This window comes from Embleya sp. NPDC020630, assembly GCF_044334985.1.
In the GTDB taxonomy this organism is placed as follows: Bacteria; Actinomycetota; Actinomycetes; order Streptomycetales; family Streptomycetaceae; genus Embleya.
The window spans coordinates 63772-85198 of the sequence record NZ_JBIRUB010000009.1; the positions used below are offsets into that span (position 1 = coordinate 63772).

At 72.4% G+C, this 21427-nt stretch carries 17 protein-coding genes; 10 read left to right on the plus strand and 7 right to left on the minus strand.

Annotated elements, in window-relative coordinates; genetic code table 11:
- Window positions 1–142: 142 nt before the first annotated feature.
- The 3 genes from ACH4XV_RS28345 to ACH4XV_RS28355 all read right to left on the minus strand — a co-directional run bounded on the left by ACH4XV_RS28345 (window position 143) and on the right by ACH4XV_RS28355 (window position 3177).
- Entirely contained in the window at window positions 143–1204 is a 1062-nt protein-coding gene (locus ACH4XV_RS28345) for a hypothetical protein (protein WP_395794557.1), read from the minus strand.
- Window positions 1205–1423: 219 nt separating this feature from the next.
- Window positions 1424–2776, minus strand: a complete 1353-nt coding sequence (locus ACH4XV_RS28350; protein WP_395794559.1) for a relaxase/mobilization nuclease domain-containing protein — start codon at window positions 2774–2776, stop codon at window positions 1424–1426.
- Window positions 2773–3177, minus strand: a complete 405-nt coding sequence (locus tag ACH4XV_RS28355) for a plasmid mobilization protein (protein ID WP_395794561.1) — start codon at window positions 3175–3177, stop codon at window positions 2773–2775. Before ACH4XV_RS28355 ends, ACH4XV_RS28350 begins: the two co-directional genes overlap by 4 nt.
- 2147 nt (window positions 3178–5324) lie before the next feature.
- Here ACH4XV_RS28355 and ACH4XV_RS28360 point away from each other — a divergent pair.
- The 5 genes from ACH4XV_RS28360 (at window position 5325) to ACH4XV_RS28380 (ending at window position 13664) form a co-directional block, all read left to right on the plus strand.
- Window positions 5325–6584, plus strand: a complete 1260-nt coding sequence (locus tag ACH4XV_RS28360; RefSeq protein ID WP_395794563.1) for an amidohydrolase — start codon at window positions 5325–5327, stop codon at window positions 6582–6584.
- 357 nt (window positions 6585–6941) lie between these two features.
- Window positions 6942–11147 carry a MobF family relaxase gene (gene mobF / locus ACH4XV_RS28365; RefSeq protein WP_395794565.1) on the plus strand — a complete coding sequence of 1402 codons (4206 nt, stop codon included), beginning with the start codon at window positions 6942–6944 and terminating at the stop codon, window positions 11145–11147.
- A gap of 149 nt (window positions 11148–11296) precedes the next feature.
- Window positions 11297–12115, plus strand: a complete 819-nt coding sequence (locus ACH4XV_RS28370) for a class I SAM-dependent methyltransferase (protein ID WP_395794567.1) — start codon at window positions 11297–11299, stop codon at window positions 12113–12115.
- Window positions 12116–12192: 77 nt separating this feature from the next.
- Window positions 12193–13044, plus strand: a complete 852-nt coding sequence (locus tag ACH4XV_RS28375) for a metalloregulator ArsR/SmtB family transcription factor (protein ID WP_395794569.1) — start codon at window positions 12193–12195, stop codon at window positions 13042–13044.
- Window positions 13041–13664: a dihydrofolate reductase family protein gene (locus ACH4XV_RS28380; protein ID WP_395794571.1), complete on the plus strand. Its 624-nt coding sequence runs from the start codon at window positions 13041–13043 to the stop codon at window positions 13662–13664. Before ACH4XV_RS28375 ends, ACH4XV_RS28380 begins: the two co-directional genes overlap by 4 nt.
- Before the next feature lie 21 nt (window positions 13665–13685).
- Here the strand turns inward: ACH4XV_RS28380 and ACH4XV_RS28385 are convergent, their stop codons facing one another.
- On the minus strand, window positions 13686–15008 hold the full coding sequence (locus tag ACH4XV_RS28385; protein WP_395794573.1) for a phosphoribosyltransferase family protein: 1323 nt from the start codon (window positions 15006–15008) through the stop codon (window positions 13686–13688).
- Between the two features lie 303 nt (window positions 15009–15311).
- On the opposite strand from ACH4XV_RS28385, the gene ACH4XV_RS28390 reads away from it, so the two are divergent.
- Together ACH4XV_RS28390 and ACH4XV_RS28395 are read left to right on the plus strand one after the other, a co-directional pair.
- Window positions 15312–16283, plus strand: coding sequence for a universal stress protein (locus ACH4XV_RS28390; RefSeq protein ID WP_395794575.1), 972 nt, complete (start codon window positions 15312–15314; stop codon window positions 16281–16283).
- Window positions 16284–16855: 572 nt separating this feature from the next.
- A complete protein-coding gene (locus tag ACH4XV_RS28395) occupies window positions 16856–17254 on the plus strand; it encodes a hypothetical protein (RefSeq protein WP_395794577.1) in 399 nt (132 codons plus the stop codon).
- Between the two features lie 76 nt (window positions 17255–17330).
- On the opposite strand, the gene ACH4XV_RS28400 is transcribed toward ACH4XV_RS28395, so the two are convergent.
- Window positions 17331–17804, minus strand: a complete 474-nt coding sequence (locus tag ACH4XV_RS28400) for an SRPBCC family protein (protein ID WP_395794579.1) — start codon at window positions 17802–17804, stop codon at window positions 17331–17333.
- 202 nt (window positions 17805–18006) lie between these two features.
- Between ACH4XV_RS28400 and ACH4XV_RS28405 the strand changes: the two genes are divergently transcribed.
- The gene (locus ACH4XV_RS28405; protein WP_395794581.1) at window positions 18007–18198 is read left to right on the plus strand and encodes a toxin-antitoxin system HicB family antitoxin; all 192 of its coding nucleotides are present in this window, start codon (window positions 18007–18009) and stop codon (window positions 18196–18198) included.
- Window positions 18195–18491 carry a type II toxin-antitoxin system PemK/MazF family toxin gene (locus ACH4XV_RS28410; RefSeq protein ID WP_395794583.1) on the plus strand — a complete coding sequence of 99 codons (297 nt, stop codon included), beginning with the start codon at window positions 18195–18197 and terminating at the stop codon, window positions 18489–18491. Before ACH4XV_RS28405 ends, ACH4XV_RS28410 begins: the two co-directional genes overlap by 4 nt.
- 45 nt (window positions 18492–18536) lie before the next feature.
- On the opposite strand, the gene ACH4XV_RS28415 is transcribed toward ACH4XV_RS28410, so the two are convergent.
- Both ACH4XV_RS28415 and ACH4XV_RS28420 read right to left on the minus strand, forming a co-directional pair.
- Entirely contained in the window at window positions 18537–18992 is a 456-nt protein-coding gene (locus ACH4XV_RS28415; RefSeq protein ID WP_395794585.1) for a MarR family winged helix-turn-helix transcriptional regulator, read from the minus strand.
- 59 nt (window positions 18993–19051) lie between these two features.
- On the minus strand, window positions 19052–19963 hold the full coding sequence (locus ACH4XV_RS28420) for a LysR substrate-binding domain-containing protein (protein WP_395794587.1): 912 nt from the start codon (window positions 19961–19963) through the stop codon (window positions 19052–19054).
- Window positions 19964–20049: 86 nt separating this feature from the next.
- Here ACH4XV_RS28420 and ACH4XV_RS28425 point away from each other — a divergent pair, with 86 nt between their 5' ends.
- Complete coding sequence (locus ACH4XV_RS28425) at window positions 20050–21387, plus strand: aspartate aminotransferase family protein (protein WP_395794589.1); 1338 nt, start codon at window positions 20050–20052, stop codon at window positions 21385–21387.
- Window positions 21388–21427: the final 40 nt, after the last annotated feature.

The window sequence follows — 21427 nt, forward strand, 5'->3', positions numbered from 1 at the left end:
GGTGTCGTGTGGGGGGGGGGGGGGCCTGTTGTTGGTTCAACTTTTTTTTGTGTTTTTTTTGGTTGGGGGGGGGGCTCACCCCCCCGCGGGGGGGGGCCCCCCCCCCCGCCCGCTTCGACGTTTCCGTCAAGATCGGAATTTCCTAGCGCTCCAGCCCGCGGCCCTGTTCCCGCTGCCGCTGGCGGGCCGCGTCCTGGGTCGCGCCGGCGACGCGCCGCAGCCGGGCGTTGTGCGAGGTGGACGCGCCGGCGGCAGCGCGCGCCCGGCCGGTCGGGCGAGACGCCACCCGCACGCGGTCGGGCACCTGGTTGCCGCGAGCCGCGGTCGTCCTCGTGGGGCTCATCCGCGGCGTGACCGGTGGAGCCGGGGTCCGGGCCGGTCCACGGCCCGCCGCCGCGCGACCGGTGGCCGCGTTACGGCCCTGGATCGCGGCGCTACGACGCCTGCTCGACTCGGCGGCCGACGCGCGGTTGTTCTTCGCGGCCTTCGCCGCGCTGCGGGAGGCGCGGAAGTCGTTCACCCTGTCGCGGATGCCTTGACCGACCCTGACGAAGAACTGCCCTCCGTTGCGGGCGAGGTTGCCCAAGAAGGCGCGTGCTCTGCCGGGCTCCCGGTTGATCTGCGACCGTGTGTTCATGGGCCGTGTGTTCATGGGACGTGTGTTCAACGGCACCCTGTACATCGGCCGGTTGGGCCCGGGAAGACCGGGGGCGGCAGCGTTGATGTACGCGGCGGCTCCGCGGCGAGCGACGCTGCGGCCGTGTGTCTTTGCCGCGGAGATGGCGGTGTTCGTGTAGCGCTTGGCCGTTGTCTTGACCGAGTTGACGGCTCGGTCGAGGGTGTCGCGCGCGTCGAGATATTCGTTGTACTTCTCGAGGGCCTTGTCCAAGGCGTAGTTCTTGACCGCCTCGAAGGCGGTGCTCGCGTAGTGCTTGGCCGCGGAGACGACGGTGTTCCGGTAGCTCTTGACCCGGTTGGAGCCTCTGCTGAGGGCGCTGCGGGAGTTGATGTATCCGGCCACCCCACGGCGGGCGATGTTTCGGCCGGTTGCCTTGGCCGTGGAGATGGCGCCGTTGGTGTAGTTCTTGGCGGTCCGCTTGGCGCGGGCCGTCGCGATCCTCGCCGCTCGGCGCAAGGGGCGCCGCCGGGGGGCGTAGCGGGCGTTCTGCCAGGCTGGGCCTCGGCCCGCGGCGGCCCGGCGCATCCTCGAGATGCGTGTGGTACGCCGCCGGGCGCGTGCGGCGCGGATGCGATTGACGACGCCCCGTCGGGAACCGTTGTTCCCACGGCCACCCGATGCGGACTGGTCAACCCATGGACTGAGTGATTCTGACACCGAGCAGCCTTTCGTCGCATGCGCGTAGGCCCGACGATAAGCCTCCGGGGTGGGGGGTCGAAAGGACGCGACGCGCGGATAGCCCGTTCACGCGAGGGACGGGGAGCGGAGGCGGTGTTCGAGGCGTCGCAACTCGGGTTCGAGAGCGCCCAGTTGCGCGGCCTGGGTCGGCCGACTGGCTGATTCGGCGGTGCGTAGGGCTTCGATGGTGAGGCGCAGTTCCCGGAGGAGGCGCGCCTGGTCGGCGCGGGCACGGGGCGAGGTCGCGGGCGCGCCCGTGACGGCCAACGCGGCCGAGCGCAGGTCGGCTTCGGCTGATCGGGGAACTTGTCCGGGATGTACGGCACTTCGCGCCAGAACGTCGGCGGCTCGGGCCATCGGGCCGGGCCGGTCGGGTTCGTCGCGGAGGGACCAGGCGGCCAGGACGCCGGCGGTTTCGCGGGCGAGGCAGGCCCAGAGGGCGGGTCGGTGGGGGGATCCGGTGCGGATTCGGCGGCGAGCGCGGGCCACCTCGGACGCGGCCCGGGTCCAGGTGGGGACCGGAGCCGGGGGCGGGTTCGTGTCCGCGTGGGGATCGGGGCTCGTGACGGAGTCGGCGTCCGGTCGGTCGGGCCACTGCCGGCGGAGTCGGGGGAGGCTCAGGTCCGCGCCGAGCCGGCGGCCTCCGTAGCGGATGGCGGGGGATCCGTCGGGTGAGGGGAGGGCGACCGACAAGCCGACGGTTTCACGCGACTGGGCGCGGCGTGGTTGCACGATCAGGCCGTACGCCGCGAGACGGCGCAGGAAGTCCGGCTCATCGCGGGCGCTGACCGCCGCGGCGCGCATGTGACGTGCCAGGGTGACCTGTTCGAGTTCGGGACGACCTCGGCGGATGGCGCATTCGGCGTTCGCGCGGTTGTAGCCGGGATGCCCCAGTCCGTCGCGCCTGCCCTCGACGGGGGTCAGCTGGAAGCGCTGTTCGAGGTCGGCGCAGACGGCGGACGCGATGACCCGGTCCCGCCAGAGATCGGCGCGGGTGCCGTCCTCGCGGACCAGGCCGACGGCGATGTGGATGTGGTCGTTACCCCGCTTGGATACCCCGTGGCGCACGGCGACCCAGCGGCAGGGGGCCCTGCCGGAATCGTCACCGAAGCCCAGGCGGTCGACGAGGGCTCGGGCCGCGTCCGCCCATTCGGCGTCGGTGAGCCGTCGGTCGTCGGGGCCGGTGGAAAGCGCGGCGGTCCAAACCGATCCGTGTTTGACGACGGTACCGAACAGCCGCCTGGGGGCGTCGAGTTGGGCGGCCAGTGACATCGGGTCGAGGTCGAGGTCCAGTCCGGCCGAGGCGGCTATCGGGTGCGGGTCCACGTGCTCGTTCGATCGGCCGGGGCCGAACAGGTAGGTGACGAGTTGGGCCATGTCGTCGTGGCGCTCGGCGGCGCCGGAGATCTTGGCGATCACGCGGCGGGTCCGGTGCCGGTCGAGTCGAGGCGGTCCAGTGACGCGGCGAGCCGGGTGGTGAGGTTCGTGAGGGTGGCCGGGTCGTGGCCGGAGGGGCCGTCGCCGATGCGCGCCAACGCGTCGGTGATGTGCGCCAATTGCCGGCGTACGGCCAGGAGTTCGGCGTAGAACGCGCGTCGTTCGGTGGCGGTGGGCGCGTCGTTGGCGGCGGATTCCACCAGGAGTCTGGGGACGCTCACCCCCTGTGCGGCGGCCTTGGCGCTCACGAAGGTGTATTCGGCCTCGGTCATCAGCACCTTGGTCACCCGCCGCCGCCCGCCCGGCTCACGAGGAAGCCGGGCCCGGGTGGGCCCGTCGCCGCTTGGGCTCGGCGCGCCGGGGAGGTCCTGATCGGTGGGCATTCGGGGCTCCCTGGTCGCGACCGGTGGGGCGAGGGATGTGTGTTCGGGGAGCCAGTATCCGGGGCGTGAAGAGGGAAAGGAAGGCACGGAAGCAAGATAGTGCGCGAGGTAACCTGATTTCTTTCGCTGAACTTTCGTTATTGCACGGTTGGTTGGCAATGTCGGGGTCGTTTGCGGCCGGCTCGGATCGTGAGCCGGCGGGCAGGGTGGTGGGGTCCCGGTCCCGGCTCTGCTTCGCGGCGCCGGGACGACACACCGGTGCATCACGATGCGAAGGAGCCCGGCCGGGCCGGGGTTGCCCGGGGGCGCCGCGCGCCCCCGGAACGGCCGGTGCGGCGCACCGGATGCCGGCTGCGGCGCGGCCGGCCGTCGGGTGTGACACGTGCGCTCCGCGCCCGTGCGCGGTCGCCGGTCGGGCCGGGGGCTCGCCGCGGGTGCGCGGGGGCCGCACCGCGAACCCCCGGGTTCGGTGGGCCCGTTGGCCGCGATTCCGGTGTCCGGTTGCCATCCGGGTCGGGTACTACCCGGCGTCGACGGACCCCGTGTCCTCGTCCACGCCGAATCCGCCCTCGTGGAGGCGGGAGTACGGCTCGGCATCGACGCCGATGGACCGGACGTCGAACCGAGGGGTTGCCCGGCACACCCGGCATGCCCCGGAGCCGGGAACGCCCCCGCTGCCCTTCGGGCACCAGGTGCGGTCCGCATCGGCCGGTTCTGTTCCGCGCCGACCGCCGCGTCCGCGCCGAACACGCCGCCGGTCGCCTCGCGCGACCCGCCGCCGAGGGTGCTCACGACGGGCGGCATCCGGTGGAGCATCTGCGTCCACGTGACACCGCTGCCGCTCGCGAGCTTGGCGGTTCGGCATGTTCGGCGAAGATCGTCTCGATCCGCTCCCACGCCTCGGGGTCGGCCGTGCGCGTTGCGCCGCCCAACTCGCCGGGCGGGTCGATGATGGCGCGCGTGGCCGCTGTGGATCACCGGGGTGGTGATCACCACCCCGGTGCGGGGGGCGAACCTGCTCGGGATGGCCAGCAGCGCGTTCGCCATCCGAATCGGCGCGGCGACCACGTTCGCGGTCGGGTGGGGTCGGTCACCGAGTCCGCTTGCCCCCGGGGTGGAAATGGAACGTGTCCGTCCCCGACGCGACCGCCCCGCCCAGGACCCCGATCCGGCCGACCTGTTTGGTCGGGTCGCGGAGCGGCACGCGGACGGACTCGACCTCCCCGCCGCCGAGTACCCCGTCCCGCACGGCGACCGGCGCTCCACCGGGCCGCACCTCCGCGATCGCGCCGGAACACCGGCCGGACCGCCCGGATCAGCTGGTCCTGTTCCCGGAACCGGGCCGGAGTGAGCGCGGCCGCCGGGAGTGCGGTGGTGTGTACGTCGTGACCGCAGGCATGCGTCCGGTGCCGTCCACGGTCGAGCGGTACGGGACGGGCGCGGCCGTGGACCGGAAGGGCGTCGAGGTCGGCGCGCAGCGCGACGGTGCGACGCGCCGCCGCCGAGGCGGTGGTCGAGCGATGTCGCGGACGAGTGCGGTTCCTCGGGTACGGACGCGGGGGGCGAGTCCGGCCCCGTGGGTGCTCGACCAGCTTTTCGGCGGCGCGGGTCTCCTCGAAGTCCGGCTCGGCGCGCACGCGCAGGTCGCGGCGGAAGGCGATCGGCTCGGGGTGAGCGTGTCGATGTCGTGGATGATTCGGCGCGCCGCGGGCCCCGTCGCGGGTGGCGCCGCTCGCCGAGGGGATGTCCGGCGAGCTCGGGGCGGCAGTGCCCACGGCCGGTGTTCGGGCGGGCTCGGGAGATGGGCCGAGGGCCGCGGGTGGGCCGCGCGGCATGGGCCTCGGCGCCCGGTGGGCCACACACCCGACCGGCGCTCCCTTCTTGGCCGGGCACCGGAGGAGATCACACCTCGGGTGTGGTGTCCAGACGAAAAAGATGTCTGGACACCACACCCGACGCGCGATCTGGCGGAGCCTGCCCGGCTCCAAAAAGGGAGTCACCGGCCGGGCGCGCGGCCCACCGATCACCGAGTCCCACACCGCGCGGCGGAACCCCTCCGCCCATCTCCCGAGCCCTTACGAGCGCCGGACGGGTTGGCAAAGCCCGCCCCGAGCTCGCCGGACATCCCACACCAAGGAGCACCACCCGTGACCAAGCCCTCGGCACTTCGAATCATCCGCGACATCGACGGGTTCACCCCCGAGCTGATCGCCTTCCGCCGCGACCTGCACATGCACCCCGAGGTGGCCTTCGAGGAGACCCGCACCACCGAAAAGCTGGTCGAGCGCCTGCGCGAGGCCGGACTCGCCCCCCGCGTCCTCTCCTGCGGGACCGGACTCATCTGCGACATCGTTCCGACCACCGCCTCGGCGGCGGCGCGTCGCACCGTCGCGCTGCGCGCCGACATCGACGCCCTTCCGGTCCACGACCTCAAGGACGTCCCGTACCGCTCGACCGTGGACGGCAAGACGCACGCCTGCGGCCACGACGTACACACCACCGCACTCCTGGGGGCCGCGCTCACTCTGGCCCGGTTCCGGGAGCAGAACCTGCTGACCCGGCCCGTCCGGCTGGTGTTCCAGCCCGCCGAGGAGGTCCAGCCCGGTGGCGCGCTGGTCGCCATGCGGGACGGGCTGCTCGGCGACGGGGAGGTCGAGTCCCTCCACATGCTGCACTGCGACCCGACCAAGGAGGTCGGCCGGATCGGGGTCCTGGACGGGCCGATCACGTCGGGGACGGACACGTTCCACTTCCACGCCGAGGGCAAGGGCGGCCACGGTGCCCGACCCCACCTGACCGCGAACGTGCCCGCCGCGCTGATCCGGATGGCGAACGCGCTGCTGGCCATCCCGAGCAGGTTCGCCCCCCGCGACGGCGTGGTGATCTCCACCCCGGTGATCCACACCGGCCACGCGCGCAACATCATCGACCCGCGCGGCGAGTTGGGCGGCACGATGCGCACGGCCGACCCCGAGGCGTGGGAGCGGATCGGGGCGATCTTCGCCGAACACGTCGAGGCCGCCAAGCTCGCGAGCGGCAGCGGTGTCACGTGGACGCAGATGCTCCACCGGATGCCGCCCGTCGTGAACAGCCTCGGCTACCGGTCGCGCGAGGCGATCGTCGACCTGTTCGGCGAGGAGGCGGTGGTCGACACGGAGCAGAGCCAGGGCGGTGAGGACGGCGCCTGGTACCTGAAGGGCGTCAGCAACGTCCCCGGGGTCCCGGACATGCCGGGCGTGCCGGGCAACCTCGTCCGGCTCGGCGTGCGGTCCCGCGGGGTCGACCCCGAGTCGGCCGCCCACCTCCACGAGGGCGACTTCGACGTGGACGAGGAGGCGATCGGCGTCGGCGCCGCGTACCTGACCCGGATGGCGACCGCCTCGATGGTCGACCTCACGACCGACTGACCCTTCGATCCCGGGGGTTCGCGGCGCGGCCCGGTGCCCGCCGCGAGCCCCCGGCCCGACCGGCGGGGACGGGGTCGGCGACTCGGACCGGAGTCCGTACCGAGGCCGTGATCGGCCTCGGTTGGGCAAAATCGCCGACCCCTGCCGGTGGCTCCCACGAGCGACCACCGCCCAGTGTAGGCCCGGCGCCGTGGGTTCCCGGCCGCGTCGGGCGGCGCCGTCGTGCCGGCTTGCGCCGGGTCGCGGAGGTCGGGGTCACCTGCCGTGGGGGTACGGAGGGTGAAGGATCGAAAATCGCACACCTATGCATCTTGCCTGCCTCTTCCGGTAGTTGGGGTTCGTGGTTACCCTCTGTGCGTGCTGACGATCTCGGCGGGCAGCGATCATCGATACCTCACCGATCAGGTCGGGCGCGGTGCGGAGCACTACTACCTGAAGGCGATCGAGGTCGCGGGGGAGCCGCCCGGGGTGTGGTTGGGGGCGGGGGCCGCGGCGTTCGGGCTGCGTGGTGAGGTCGATGCCGAGGTCATGGAAAGGCTCTATGGGGACCTTGTCGACCCGGTGAGCGGTGCCGCCTTGGGCGCGGCGCCGCGCAGGTATCGGACGGTGGAGCAGCGCCTCGCCGATGCGCTCGCCGCGTTGCCGGACGAGGCGACGCCGGAGGAGCGGGCGGCCGTCGTCGCTCGGGTGCACGCGACCCAGGTCCGGGCGGTGAAGTATCTCGACCTGACCTTCTCGGCTCCGAAGAGTTGGTCGGTGTTCCATGCGGCGCTGCAGGCGGATGGGCGATACGAGGAGGCCCAGGCGGTTTGGGACGCGTGGATGGCGGGGGTTCGGGCCGGGATCGATCATCTGCAGGAGCACGCCGGTTTTTCTCGGGCGGGGCACAACGGGGTGCGGCGGGTGGACGCGCACGAGTGGACGGTGGCGGCTTTCCGGCAGCACACCTCGCGTGATGAGGAGCCGCAGTTGCATGTGCATTGCGCGGTGCTCAATCGGGTGCGGTCCGTGGAGGTGCATCCGTATACGGGGCAGCGGATCGAACGTTGGCGAACTCTGGACGGGCGGGCGGTGTACGCCCAGCGTCCCGCGGCGGCGGCTCTCGCGGAGCGGGTGGCGGAGGAGGCGTTGACCCGGGCGTTGGGTGTGCGGTTCGCGTTGCGGCCGGATGGTCGGGCTCGGGAAATCGTGGGGGTGGGCGCGGAGTTGCGTGAGCGGTTCTCCTCGCGGCGGCGGGCGATCTCGGCGAGGGTCGAGGAGATGGTGGCGCTGTATCGGGCGGTGCACGGACGGTCGCCGTCGGCGTACGAGTTGACGTGTCTCGCGCAGACCGCGACGTTGCACACTCGGGCCCCGAAGAAGAAGCACGCGGTGCCGCGTGAGGAACTGCTGGCGCGGTGGGAGCGCGTGGTCACCTCCACGTTGCGCGAGTCGTTGGCGGGAGTGGCGCGTCGGGTGCTCGACGCCGGTGCGGAGCCGGTGTCGGAGCCGGCGTTCGACCCGGACCGGGTGGTCGCGAAGGCGATCGGACAACTGACGTTGACCCGGCCCACGTTTCGGCGGGCCGAGTTGGTGGCCGAGTTGAATCGGCAACTGCCGGACGGGTTGGGCGGTTTGTCGCCGGATGGTATTCGGGGGTTGCTGGACGAGTTGGTGACGCGGGCGTTGTCCCCGGCTGCGGGGTCCGGTGGTGCGAGGGTGGTGCGGCTCGCGGCGCCTGATCCGGCCGCGGGGGGGCCGGCGGCGCTGTCGTTGTCGGACGGGGCGTCGCGGTACGCGCGGCCGGAGGCGACGCTCTATACGACGATCGAGCAGTTGGATGTCGAGGCGCGCATCATCGCGTACGCCGGTCGGCGGCAGGCGCCCTGTGTGCGGACCGAGTTGGTGGAGGGGTTCCTGGCGGGTGGGGCGCTCGGGTCGGATCAGGCGGCGGCGGTGCGGGACTTGGCCACGGCCGGGCGTTTCGTCGACGTCCTGGTGGGCCCGGCGGGGACGGGCAAGTCGTACACGATCGCGGCCTTGTGCGCGCTGTGGGAGGCGGGCGGCGGGACGGTCAAGGGGTTGGCGGTCGGGCAGCGGCAGGCGCGGGTGATGGCCGACGAGGGGGTTTCGCGCGTAGCCAACGTGCGGCGGTTCCTGATCGCGAACGCGGCGATCGCGGCCGGTGAGCCGGTGCCGGATCGTGAGTTGTACACGTTTCACGCGGGCGAGTTGGTCATCGTGGACGAGGCGGGGACGTGTTCGACGGCGGACTTGGCGAGCATCTTGTCGCTGGCGGCCGACGCGGGGGCGAAGGTGGTTTTGGCGGGTGATCACGGGCAGACGGCCGAGATCGGCGCGGGCGGCATGTTCGGTCTGCTGGCGCGTGATCTGCCGCATGCGCATGTTCTGGAGGAGGTGCGCCGGTTTCGGGACGGGTGGGAGCGGGCGGCCAGTCTGCGGTTGCGCGAGGGGGACGCGGAGGTCTTCGCCGAGTACGACCTGCGCGGGCGGGCGCACGGCGGTGGCGTCGAGGAGATGAAGGACGCGGCCTATCGGGCTTGGTTGGCGGACCATCTCTCGGGTGTGGACGCGCTGTTGGTGGTGCCGACGCGGGAGTCGGCGGCCGAGTTGTCGGGGCGGGCGCGGGCGCATCTGGTGCGGCTCGGGCGGGTGGAGCACGAGGGTGTGGCGCTGGCGGACGGGAACGTGGCCGGGCGTGGGGATCGGGTGCAACTTCGGCGCAACGACCCGTCGTTGACGAGTTCGGGGCGGCGGCACTGGGCGACGAACCGGGATGTGGTCCGGGTGTTGGCCCGGCACGGGGACGGTGGTTTGACCGTGGCGTACGAGGATGGGGAGACCCTTCGCGTGCCGGCGCGGTATGTGCGTGACCATGTCGAGCTGGCCTATGCCGGGACGGTGCACGCGGTTCAGGGGCGTACGGTCGACGCGGCGCATGCGCTGGTCACCACGGGCATGACGCGTGAGCAGTTGTATGTGGCGCTGACCCGGGCCCGGCTGGCCAATCACGTGTACCTGGCTGCGAGTGGTGGGGAGGCGGCGCATCCGCGGGGGGTGTTCGCGGCGGTGCTCGGGCGTAGCGAGGCGCAACGCTCGGCGACCGAGGCGTTGCGGGAGGCGTTCGCCGACGCGGAGTCCCTGCGGACGCGGGTGCCGGTGTGGAGCGATCTGATGGAGCAGCGCGCCGCGGCGGGTTGTCTGGATGTGGTGCGGGCGGAACTGGGTGCGGAGGGTGGGGATCGGGTCGAGGAGGAAGCGGCGTTCGGCGCGCTGACGCGGTTGATGCGGCGGGTGGAGGACGCGGGGTACGACGCTCACGGCATGTTGCGAAGGGTCATCCGGGAGCGGCGGTTGGCGGACGCGGACAGTGTGGCGGAGGTGCTGCATTGGCGGGTGGAGCGGGAGTTGGCGCGGGTGGCGGAGGTGACGGGCGGGCGGGGGTTGTCCGGGGCCCGGTCCGGATATGCGGCTCGTTCTGCGTCGGTGTCGGAGTCGGACGCGGTCGGTGTGCATCTGCGGGAGTTGGCCGCGGCGATGGATCGGCGTGTGGTCGAACTGGGGCATCAAGCGGCGGACTCGCCGCCGGGATGGCTGGTCGAGCGGTTGGGTGCGGTGCCGGTGGATCCCGGGGCGCGGGAGGAGTGGGTGCGTCGGGCGGGACTGGTGGCGAACTATCGGGAGGCGTACGGGTATACGCATCGGGGTGATGCCATCGGGCCGGCTCCGGCGGTGGATGCGGTGGATGCGCGGCATGCGTGGGATCGTGCCGCCGAAGCCTTGGGTGCGACCGGGGAGACGCATCGGTTCGCCGTTGCGTCGACGGCCGAGCTCCAGCGTTGTCTGGATCGGTACGAGCGGGAGGAGCGGTGGGCTCCGCCGCATGTGACGGACCGGCTGCGGGCGAATGCGGGGGAGCAGGCGCGTTGGCGTCGGGCGCGGGCGGAGGCGTTGATGCGTTCGTGGACCGCGGTGTCGCCGGAGGAGTCGGCGGCCGCGAAGCGTGCGGCCGAGTCGGCCGAGTCCCGGTACGCCGTCGCCGAGTCCGAGGCGCGTGTGCTGGAGTCGATTCACGCCACGCGTGCCGCCTGGTACACGCATACGGCCGAGGCTCGCGAGCAGGCGCGTGCGGCCCGTGTGGAACTCGACCGCCGCGAGCGGGTCGCTGCGGCGTCGGGCGCAGTGGGGTCGTCGTGGTTGCGCCGGTTCGGCGGGGGGCGTTTCGATCCGGTGCCGGCGTCGCGGTGGCAGAAGCCGAAGGAGGTCGCGCCCGGTGCGCCGCCTCGGGTGCGGCCGGACAGGGGGCCGGTGGTACCCGCGGGTGATGGGTCCGGGGCGGCGGCCGAACCGATGTCCCTGGAAGAGGCCGCGGCGCGTGCGGCCCGGGCCCGCGCGATCATCGACGGCCGTCGCCGGGTGGTGCCGGATCCGACCGCCACCGGCTTCACCGCGGTGGTCGCGATCCATCCGCAGGAGCCGCCGGTCGTCGATGCCTCGCCCGGCCCGGACTCCACCGCCGGGCGCGCGCCACGTGATCGCGGCGTCGAACGAGACCCCGGCTGATCTGCGTTCGGATGATGTCGACTCTCCTGATGTCCGGATGTCGAGATTCAAATCTCATCATTCGACATGCCGGCGTACGGTGGGGTGCATCGGTTCGCGACGTGGACACGCGTGAATCGGGCTGCGAGCAGGCGAGAGATGGGGACGTCATGTCAAAGGAATCCGCCGTATACACGCACGGGCACCATGAGTCGGTGCTGCGGTCACACACCTGGCGGACCGCCGCCAACTCGGCGGCCTACCTGCTCGATCGGATCGAGCCGCACATGAGGATCCTGGACATCGGGTGCGGGCCGGGCACCATCACGGCCGACCTGGCGGCGCTGGTCCCCGACGGCGGGGTCACCGGTGTCGACCACGCGCCGGACATCGTGGAGCGGGCGCGCGCCACGGCCGCCGAACGCGGGCTGGCCAACACGGAGTTCGCGGTGGCCGACGTGCACGCCCTGGACTACCCGGACGACACGTTCTGCGTCGTACACGCGCACCAGGTGCTGCAACACGTGGGCGACCCGGTGCGGGCCCTGCGGGAGATGTACCGCGTGACCAGGCCGGGCGGTTTCATCGCCGCCCGGGATGCGGACTATCCGGCGATGGTCTGGTTTCCGCCCGCGCCCGGCATGGACGAATGGCTGGACCTGTACCTGCGGGTGGCCCGCGCCAACGGCGGCGCGCCGGACGCGGGGCGGCGGCTCAAGTCCTGGGCGCTGCAAGCCGGTTACCCCGACATCACCGCCACGTCGAGCACATGGTGCTTCGCCGACTCGGCCGAGCGCGCCTGGTGGAGCGGCCTGTGGGCGGACCGGACCCTGGCCTCGGCCTACGCGGACCGCGCCGTCGCCGGCGGCCACGCGACCCCCGACGAACTGCACGCGGTCTCGAACGCCTGGCGGCAGTGGGGCGGTCGCGAGGACGGCTGGTTCTCGGTGCAACACGGAGAAATCCTCTGCCGCAAGGCGGGTCGATAACAGGCTCTTTGAAGGCTGAACAAGCCTTCGAAAAGTATTCGTTGACACGAATATTCGTGTGAGTGAATACTTGAGGCATGGACGAACTCCTTGTCGCGCTCGCCGATCCGGCTCGCCTGCGGCTTGTCGTGTTGTTGGCGCAGCGGCCTCGGCCGGTCGGGGTGTTGGCTCGGTTGGCCGAGGCGCGGCAACCGCAGACGACCAAGCACCTCCAGACGTTGGAGCGGGCCGGGATCGTCGCGTCGCAGCGCAGCGGGCAGCGTCGGATCTATGCGCTGCGGCCCGGTCCGCTGCGGGAACTGGCCGACGCGCTCGGGCGGATCGCCGATGCGGCCGAGCGCGTCGGCGGGCCGGGGGAGACCCACGACCGCTACGGGCGCGGCCTGGAGGTGGAGCGGCTCGCCGCCGGGGAGGCGGGGTGGGCCGACGGCCGCTCCTTCGGGTTCGCCCGGTCGTTGCCGGCGCGGCCGGGTGTGCTCTGGCCGTATCTGACCGAGGCGGCTCTGCTGGGTCGATGGTGGGTGCCCGACGATCTGCGGGTCGCAGAGTTGGTCTTCGAGGCGCGACCCGGTGGGCGGGTCGTGCTGGAGTATCGCGATGCGGAGGACCTCGACGACAGCGGCCCGGTCGTGGGCCGGGCGGAGGGCGTCGTCGACGAGGTACGCCCCGGCGAGCGCCTCGCGTACCGGCTCTCGCCGCTGCTGCCCGACGGCGGGCCCGCCTTCACCTCCCACGTCGAGCTGGACCTGCGCCCCGACGGCGCCGGCACCCGGCTCGACGTGCGTTGGCACATCACCGACAGCACCGTCGAGTCGGCCGACTTCATCGCCGGCATCGAGATCGGCTTCGGCCAAAGCCTCGACAAGCTCGCGGCGGCCCTCGCCGCGGCCGCGCACACCCCCGACACCGACACCAGGAGCACGCGATGAGCACGCAGACCGCCGGCCGCAGGATCGTCACCAACATCGCCCTGTCCCTCGACGGCCGCTATGCCCGCCCCGACGCCCCCGAGGACATGAGCTGGGTGATGCCGTACGCGCTCACCGACGTCGCCCGCGACCACCTCACCCACCTGTGGGAGCCGGCCACGACGGCACTGCTCGGGCGGGTCAACGCCGAGGGATTCCTGGGCTTTTGGCCCACGATCATCGGCGCGGAGGGCGTCGATCCGCGCGACGAGGGCTTCGCGAAGTGGCTCGTCGGGACCGAGAAGGTCGTGCTCTCCTCCACTCTCGGCCAGGCGCCCGCGCACTGGGAGCGGACGACGATCGTGAACAGGCCGACCGCAGAGGTGGCCGCCGACCTCAAGGCGAGCGAGGGCGGCGACATCCTCGTGCTCGCCAGCGCCGGTGTGATCAAGGCGCTGCTGGCCGCGGACGCGGTCGACCGCCTGGCGCTCACCGTGTTCCCGGTCTTCCTCGGCGGCGGCCCGCGCCTGTTCGAGGACGGCCTGCCGGCGGCCGAGTGGACGCTCACGGCACAATCCGCGGGCGAGCACGGCACGCTGTGCCTCGTCTACGACCGTGTCCGCGCGGGGTCCGCGGGGTGACTTCGGAGCGACCCGGCGCGGTCACGACGCCGGCGGCGTCGGGGCGCGGTGGTGCGCGTCGGCGGTGAACCAGGCTCGGGCCAGGTCCGCGACGGCGGCGAGGGTGCCGGGTTCGGCGAAGAGGTGGCCGGCGTGGGGCACGACCGCCAGTTCGCTTTCGCAGCGCAGCCGGTTGCGGGCCTGTTCGTTCAGGGCGAGGACGCCCGTGTCGTCGCCGCCGACGATGAGCAGGGTAGGGGCGGTGACCTCGGGTAGGCGGGGTGTGGCCAGGTCGGGCCTGCCGCCGCGGCTGACGACGGCGCTCACCCGGTCGCTGAGGTCGGCCGCGGCCCACAGCGCGGCGGCGGCGCCGGTACTGGCGCCGAAGTAGGCCACGCTCGCCGTTCGGGCCTCGGGTCGTTCGCGGAGTCGGTGGGTGACGGCGACGAGGCGCGCGGCCAGGAGTTCGATGTCGAAGACGTTGCCTCGGGCCTGTTCCTCGGTTTCGGTGAGCAGGTCGAAGAGCAGGGTGCCCAGGCCGGCGCGGTTGAGGACGTCTGCCACGAAGCGGTTGCGGGGGCTGTGTCGGCTGCTGCCGCTGCCGTGCGCGAACACGACGATGCGGTCGGCTCCGGCGGGGAGGGTGAGCCGGCCGCGCAGGCGCACGGCTCCGACGGGCAGGTCCACGTCCTCGTCCGTCGGGCCGGCCCCGCCGGACGGGCCCGGTGTCGGGTTCCGGGCGGCGGCGCGGGCCAGGCAGTCGACGACCTCCTCGTCGGTGGTCTGGGAGAAGTCCGAGTAGAACTGTCCGACCGCCATGAAGCCGAGGGGGTTGTGCAGGCAGACCAGTTCGTCGGCGTCCGCTCCCGCCGACCAGCCGGACGGCGCGACGGGTACGGCGAGGATCACGCGGGCGGCGCCGCGGGCCCGGACGGTGCGGCAGGCGGCGAGGGCGGTGGATCCGGTGGCGATGCCGTCGTCGACGATCAAGACGGTGCGGTTGGCGAGTTCGGGGGGCGGTCGGCGGCCCCGGTAGCGGTGCGCGCGCTCGGCCAGCAGGGCCCGCTCGCGCTCTTCGATGTCGCGCAACGTGGTCGCGGAGACGCGCGAGCTGCGCACGACGTGGTCGTTGAGTACGCGCGTCCCGTCCTCGGCGATGGCGCCCATGCCCAGTTCGGGGTGGGACGGCACGCCGAGTTTGCGCACCAGGCATACGTCCAGGGGCGCGTGCAGGGCGTCGGCCACCTGCGCCGCGACCGGTACCCCGCCTCGGGGCAGGCCCAGGACGAGCACGTCCTCGCCGGCGAGGTGGCTCAGCCCGGCGGCGAGTTGTCGACCCGCGTCGACTCGATCGGTGAAGAGCATGGTTCCTCCTCCGTGCGAACGCGGGGAACAGGCCGGGGCTCGGGCCGTGGGGGACGGTTCCGGGGACGCGGCCCGGGTGATCGGCGCCCGCCGGTCCGACGCGTGCCGTTCCGGCGCGGGCGCGGTGGGTGATCGCGGTCGCCGATCTCGGCTCGTCCCGCTCCTTCGATTCTGCGACTGCGGCGCACCGAGTGCCCGTCGTCGCGACGACGGCGCGCGCACGCGAGGCAGACGGCGGACGGACGAGGGACAGTGGAAGGACAGCATCGCCATCGAGGGGGGTTCCCAGGACCGGGAGCTGTCATGACAACCGGACGTCGGCCCGTGGTGGTCGGAGTCGAGAACTCGGCGGCGGGCATGCTCGCCGTCTCCTGGGCCGCCGACGAGGCCGCCCGACACGCGCTGCCGCTGCGCCTGGTCCACGCGTCGGAGTGGCCGGCCGATCCGGCGGGTGCGGAGGCCGCGGCGGAGTCGAGCCGGCACGACGGGCGGCTGCATCGGGCGCACGTCTTCGACTGGTCGGTCGAGACGTATCCCGAGGCCGGGGTCCCCGTGGTGCGCCGCAGTTGGGCCGAACGTCGGCGCGCGGCCGACGAGGCGCTGTTGGACAAGGCGCGGGTGGTGGCGGCCAAGCGCAGACCGGATGTGGCGGTGACCACGGCGGCGGTGGACGGGCGGCCGGTGGACGTGTTGCGGGTGGAGGCGCGTGAGGCGAGTGTGCTGGTGCTCGGGTCGCGCCGGTTGTCCGCGTTCACCGAGTTGTTGACGACGGGCAGCATCGCGGTTCCGGTGAGTGCGCACGCGCCGTGTCCGGTGGCGGTGGTGCGTGGGCCCGAGCCGATCACCGGGGAGCCGCCGGCGGTGGTGGTGGGCGTCGACGGGTCGGCCGGGTGCGAGCGGGCCGTCGGGTACGCCTTCGAGACCGCCTCGTTGCGCGGCGCGGGCCTGCGGGCGGTGCATGTGCGTCCGCCGACGGCGAGCATGGTGGCCGCGTTCGGCAGCGAGGCAGAGGTGGAGGAGGCGCTCATCCGGCTGGGCGAGACGTTGGCGGGGTGGAGCGAGAAGTATCCGGACGTGTCGGTGGAGCGGGTGACGATTCTGGGCCATCGGGTGCGCGCGTTGGCGGATGCGGCGGCGGAGGCGCTGTGTCTGGTGGTGGGCAGTCGGGGGATGGGCGGTTTCCGCGGCATGCTGCTCGGTTCGGTCACCAACGGGCTGATCCATCACGCTCCCGGGCCGCTGGTGATCGTTCCGCAGGGCGGCGACGCCGGGTGAGCGCGTGGCGGGCTCGCGTACGGGTTCGGGAGCCGGCGCGCGCCGGTGCGGGGAGTTCGGCGGCGCGGCGCGGGTGGATCACGGACGGGTCGTGGACGCGTCGCGGTGCGGGATCCGGGTAGGCGGGCGGAGGGAGTGTTCGGAGCGCGAGAGCCGTCGGGGACGCGTCGGTGGAGCGATCCGAGCGGGAGACGGACGGGAGGTCGTGGGGACGGACGCCGCCGAAAGACCCCGGGGCGGACCCGGGGAGCGATGTGAGGGAGACAGAGCGATGACCATTCCCATGCCGGTTGACCCGGATACCCGCCCGCCGCAGCCGACGCCCTGGCCGGGACCGGGGCCGGGGCCCGTGCCGGAGCCGGAGCCGCCGCGACCGGGGCCCACGCCCGAACCCGAGCCGGGCCCGGAGCCCGAGCCGCAACCCGTGTGACCTCGGCGATCGTGTCGGCGTGTGGCCGGTCGCGGACGCGGTGCGAGCGTGCCCGGTACGGGTTGGGCCGGCCCGAAGACGGGCGTAGCGTGGATGGGTGGGGGTGCCGCACGCAATCCAGAGCGGAACGGATGTGAGCGTCGTGATCATCATCGGACTCTTCATCGCGGCGGCGAGTGTCGCGTTCGCGGCCCTGCTCGTCGCGTACAACACCTCCGGGGGGCCCGAGTACACGGTGAGCATGTTCGGCACGGACATGGTCACCCTCGACACGCTGGCGGCGTTCCTGGCCGGTCTGGCTCTGGCGCTGTTGTTCTGCGCGGCGCTGGCGATGGTGGCGACGGGGATGCGGATGCGGGCGCGGCGGCGCAACTCCGCTGCGCGCGTGGGGGATTACGACCGGGATGGCCGGTTGGCCAGGTACCGGACCGCGCACGAGTGGCAGGCTGATCCGGCGCGGGCCGAGCGTGCGGATGTGCGTGGGGAGCCGACGGCGCCCGCGCCGCAACGGCCGCCGGAGCCGCCGGAGGGCAACGTTTGAGGGTGGTCGCGCGTGAGGAGGCCGGCTCGGCGGATGGTCGAGCCGGCCTCGTCGTTCGTCGCGCGGTGGGGCGGTGTCAGTCCGGGGGGATGCGGCTGCGGCCGGTGGCGTTCGGGGTGTCGCGCATCGCGCCGAGGGCCTTGGTCTCGACGAGTTCCTTGAAGCGCAGCAGGTCCGGCCGGACCCGGGTCGCGGTGAAGGGCGGGGTGGTCTCGGTGGTGTCGGTGAGGCCTTCGGGTTCGACTTCGGTGACGACATCGATGGTGGTGTGGTCGGCGTCGACCGCGCGGAAGGTCACGAGCGCGTGGTGGCGGGGTTCGTCCGACACGGTGCACCAGGAGATGCGTTCGTCGGGGAGTTCCTCGGTTTCGGTGCCGAATTCGCGGGTCACGCCCGCGGTGTAGGTCTTCCAATAGTGGTGGTGGGCGTCGAGCCGGACCACCTCTTCGACGCCGTCCATGAACTGCGGGTACTCCTCGAAGCGGGTCCACTGGAGATACGCCGTGTGCAGCGGGACGTCCACGTCGACCGACTCGGTCACGGCGGTCATACCGGTCACCTCCCACGGTGGGACGAACGATATGTCTGCGGCCTGCCCTGGGGTCGCGCGCCCAAACGGTGTCGGTGCGGCGGTACGGGCGCGGGTGGGGTGGGGGTATGCGCGCGGGGTGGGAGGGGAGGAACGAGGTCCGGTCGGGCGAAATCGCCGCCACCGGGGGACGCCACCGGAGTGTGGTTGCTACGTTGGTGGCATGACGGTGATGACGTTGCGGATTCCCGACGATCTCGACGCCTCGATCCGGGCGGGCGCGGCGGCGGCGGGGTTGTCGCTGAATGCCTATATCGTGCGGGCCGCGCGCCGGCAGGCGGTGCTGGACGCCGCTCGGCAGTTGGCCGCGCTGGGTCTGGGCGAGGAGTTGTGCGGCGAGGGCGACGGGCTGTGAGGCGTGGCGAGATCTGGACGTTGGGCGACGGCCGCGATGTCCTGGTCGTCTCGCTGGACGGTCTCGAACAGGCCTATGCGGCGGTGCTCGCGATCGTGCTGCATCCGGCGGGCCGTTTCCCGGACACGGCGATGTCCGTGGTGATCGAGCAGCCGCTGCCGTCGACCGCGGTGGCGGTCAACCTTCGGCAGTTGCGCACCGCCGGGTTCGAGGACGCGAAGCTGGTCGGCGCCGTGGCCCGCGAGGTGATGGAGCGGGTCGATCAGGCGTTGCGCGCGGTGCTGGACCTGTAGCCGGGTTCTCCGGCCGGTGCGGTCGGTGCCTCTCGTGGTGTCGGGTCATCCGTCGTGGGGTCGGCGGGTGCGTCTGGTGTCGACGTTGGTGGTCAGTGTGGTGAGGAGGTCGGGGAGTTGGGCGACGGTCGGCTCCGGCAGTCCGGTCACGGTTTCCTCGGCCAGGGTGCACCATGCCTGTTTGATCCGCTCGACCAAGTCGGTGCCGCTGTCGGTGAGTTCGACGACGGAGGCGCGTTTGTCGGTGGGTGCCGGGGTGCGGCGGATGTGGCCGGCGGCTTCGAGTTTGCGGGTCATCAGGGTGACGCTGGGCGGCTCGCAGCCGAGTGCGTCGCTGAGTCGGCCCTGGATCATCGGGCCGTTGCGGGCGAGTTCGAGCAGCAGTGCCTCCTGGCCGGGGTGCAGGCCGAGGGGGGCGAGCAGGGTGGTGATCCTGGCCCGGTGGCGCAGGCTCAGTAGGCGGATGGCCTGGTTGAGGGCGTCGGCCCGGTCGAAGTCCATGGCTCTTCTCTCTCGGCTCTCCTCGACGGTTTGCTTACGCGCATAACATTATCAATGTGTCAGGAGCGGCCCGGCGGCGGTGGTGCTTGCGGGCGGTCGCGGAGTACGTCCAGCACCGCCCGGACCGCGGCGCGTTGTGGTGAGCCCCGGCGGATCGCCGCCGTGATCGTCCGGGTCTGCGGGGTGGCCAGTTCGCGGGTGAGTACCCGATAGCGGTGGTCGACCGCCAGGCCCGGCAGCAGCGCGATGGACAATCCGGCCTCGACGTGCTGGAGCGTCATCATGTAGTTGCTGAACCGGCACACCACCCGAGGCTCGAAGCCCGAGCGGCGGCACAGGCGCAGCGCGAGGTTGGCCATGTACGACTGCGGTATGTCGAACGCCCACGGCTCGTCGGCGCAGGCCGCCAGGTCCGCGGTGCCGCGCCCGGCGGCGGGATGCCCGGGCGGGACCACCAGCACGATCGGGTCGGTGCCCAGCGGGACCAGGTCGAGGTCGGGGCCCAGCGGCAGTTCGTCGAAGTCGGTGGTGGTGATGATGACGTCGGCGTCGCCGACGCGCAGCGCTGGCATGCTCTCGTGCGGTTCCAGCTCCAGCAACTGCACGTCCAGGCGCGGGTGTTCGCGGGCCAGCCGGGTCACCGCGGGCACCGCCATGGAGTGGATGGCGCTTTGGAACGCGCCCAGGCGCACCAGTCCGGCCGGTTCGTCGGCGAAGCCGCGCAGTTCCTCCTCGACGCCGTCCATGTGGTCGAGGATCGCTCGGGCGCGGTGGGCGAGGATCAGTCCGGCCGAGGTCAGCCGTATCCGGCGGCCGGTGCGCTCCAGGAGGCGGGTGTGTGTCTCGGCCTCCAGGACGGCGAGCTGCTGGGAGACGCTGGACGGGCTCAGGTTGGCCGCCTGGGCGACCGCGCGGACGGTACCGAGGGTGTGCAGTTGGCTGAGCAGCCGCAGCCGCCAGGGGTTCATCATCTCGCCATTGTTGTACGGCAGAGCCGAACAGCGAGGCCACAATCGTGCGCTGGACGTGTGCTTCGGGCCCGACCTACCGTCGGGACATGGCTGCTTCGACCACTTCCTCGTCGTCCTTCGCCGACCCGTTCTGGACCGACGCCGAGCGGCATCTCGTGCGCTACGGCGGCGAGTTCACCCGCGAGATCATCGACCGTGCCGCCGGGAGCTTCGTGTTCACCGCCGACGGCCGGCGCATCCTCGACTTCACCTCCGGGCAGATGAGCGCGATCCTGGGCCACGCGCACCCGGCGATCGTGGACACCGTGCGGCGGCAGGTGGCGACCCTGGACCACCTGTACAGCGGCATGCTCAGCCGTCCGGTGGTCGACCTCGCCCGGCGGCTGGCCCGGACGCTGCCGGATCCGTTGGAGAAGGTGTTGCTGCTGACGACCGGCGCCGAGTCGAACGAGGCGGCGATCCGGATGGCCAAGCTGGTCACCGGCCGGCACGAGATCGTCTCGTTCGCGCGGTCCTGGCACGGGATGACCCAGGCTGCCGCGTCCGCGACGTACAGCGCGGGACGCAAGGGCTACGGGCCGGGCGCGCCCGGCAACTTCGCCATTCCGGTGCCGAACGTGTACCGGCCGGACTTCGTCGCGGCGGACGGAACGCTCGACTGGCGGCGGCAGCTGCACTTCGCGTTCGACCTGATCGACGCGCAGTCGACCGGCAGTCTGGCCGCGTGCCTGGTGGAGCCGATCCTCAGCTCGGGCGGCATCATCGAGTTGCCGCTCGGCTACCTGGCGGCGCTGCGCGACAAGTGCCGCGAGCGGGGGATGTTGCTGATCCTCGACGAGGCGCAGACCGGCCTGTGTCGCACCGGGGACTGGTACGCGTTCGAGCGCGACGGCGTCGTGCCGGACATCCTCACGCTGTCCAAGACGCTCGGCGCGGGGCTGCCGCTGGCCGCGGTGGTCACCAGCGCGGAGATCGAACAGCGGGCGCACGAGCGGGGGTTCCTGTTCTTCACCACGCACGTCGCCGACCCGCTGCCGGCGGCGGTGGGCAACACCGTGCTGGACGTGCTGATCGCGGATCGGCTGGACGAACGGGCCCGCTCGCTGGGCGCGTTCCTGCGTCGGGGGCTGGTCGAACTCGCCGAGCGTCACCCGGTGGTCGGCGACATCCGCGGTCGCGGGTTGCTCGCCGGCCTCGAACTGGTCGTCGACCGGGACGACGCGAAGCACGCCTCCGACGAGCTGGGCGCGCGGGTCACCCGGCGCTGCCTGGAGTTGGGGCTGCACATGAACATCGTGCAACTCCCGGGCATGGGCGGGGTGTTCCGGATCGCGCCGCCGTTGACCGCGACCGAGGACGAACTCTCGCTCGGGCTGGGCATCCTGGACGAGGCGATCGGCGACGTGTGCGCGGGGGTGCGGTAGGTGGGCGGGGGCCTGTGGCGGGTGGGCCTGCGCGGTGGCT

Coding starts and splice junctions, on each gene's coding strand:
- ACH4XV_RS28345 (WP_395794557.1), bottom strand. CDS start 1,204: ATGCGCCGGGCCGCCGCGGGCCGAGGCCCAGCCTGGCAGAACGCCCGC.
- ACH4XV_RS28355 (WP_395794561.1), bottom strand. CDS start 3,177: ATGCCCACCGATCAGGACCTCCCCGGCGCGCCGAGCCCAAGCGGCGAC.
- ACH4XV_RS28370 (WP_395794567.1), top strand. CDS start 11,297: ATGTCAAAGGAATCCGCCGTATACACGCACGGGCACCATGAGTCGGTG.
- ACH4XV_RS28375 (WP_395794569.1), top strand. CDS start 12,193: ATGGACGAACTCCTTGTCGCGCTCGCCGATCCGGCTCGCCTGCGGCTT.
- ACH4XV_RS28380 (WP_395794571.1), top strand. CDS start 13,041: ATGAGCACGCAGACCGCCGGCCGCAGGATCGTCACCAACATCGCCCTG.
- ACH4XV_RS28385 (WP_395794573.1), bottom strand. CDS start 15,008: ATGCTCTTCACCGATCGAGTCGACGCGGGTCGACAACTCGCCGCCGGG.
- ACH4XV_RS28390 (WP_395794575.1), top strand. CDS start 15,312: ATGACAACCGGACGTCGGCCCGTGGTGGTCGGAGTCGAGAACTCGGCG.
- ACH4XV_RS28400 (WP_395794579.1), bottom strand. CDS start 17,804: ATGACCGCCGTGACCGAGTCGGTCGACGTGGACGTCCCGCTGCACACG.
- ACH4XV_RS28405 (WP_395794581.1), top strand. CDS start 18,007: ATGACGGTGATGACGTTGCGGATTCCCGACGATCTCGACGCCTCGATC.
- ACH4XV_RS28415 (WP_395794585.1), bottom strand. CDS start 18,992: ATGGACTTCGACCGGGCCGACGCCCTCAACCAGGCCATCCGCCTACTG.
- ACH4XV_RS28420 (WP_395794587.1), bottom strand. CDS start 19,963: ATGATGAACCCCTGGCGGCTGCGGCTGCTCAGCCAACTGCACACCCTC.
- ACH4XV_RS28425 (WP_395794589.1), top strand. CDS start 20,050: ATGGCTGCTTCGACCACTTCCTCGTCGTCCTTCGCCGACCCGTTCTGG.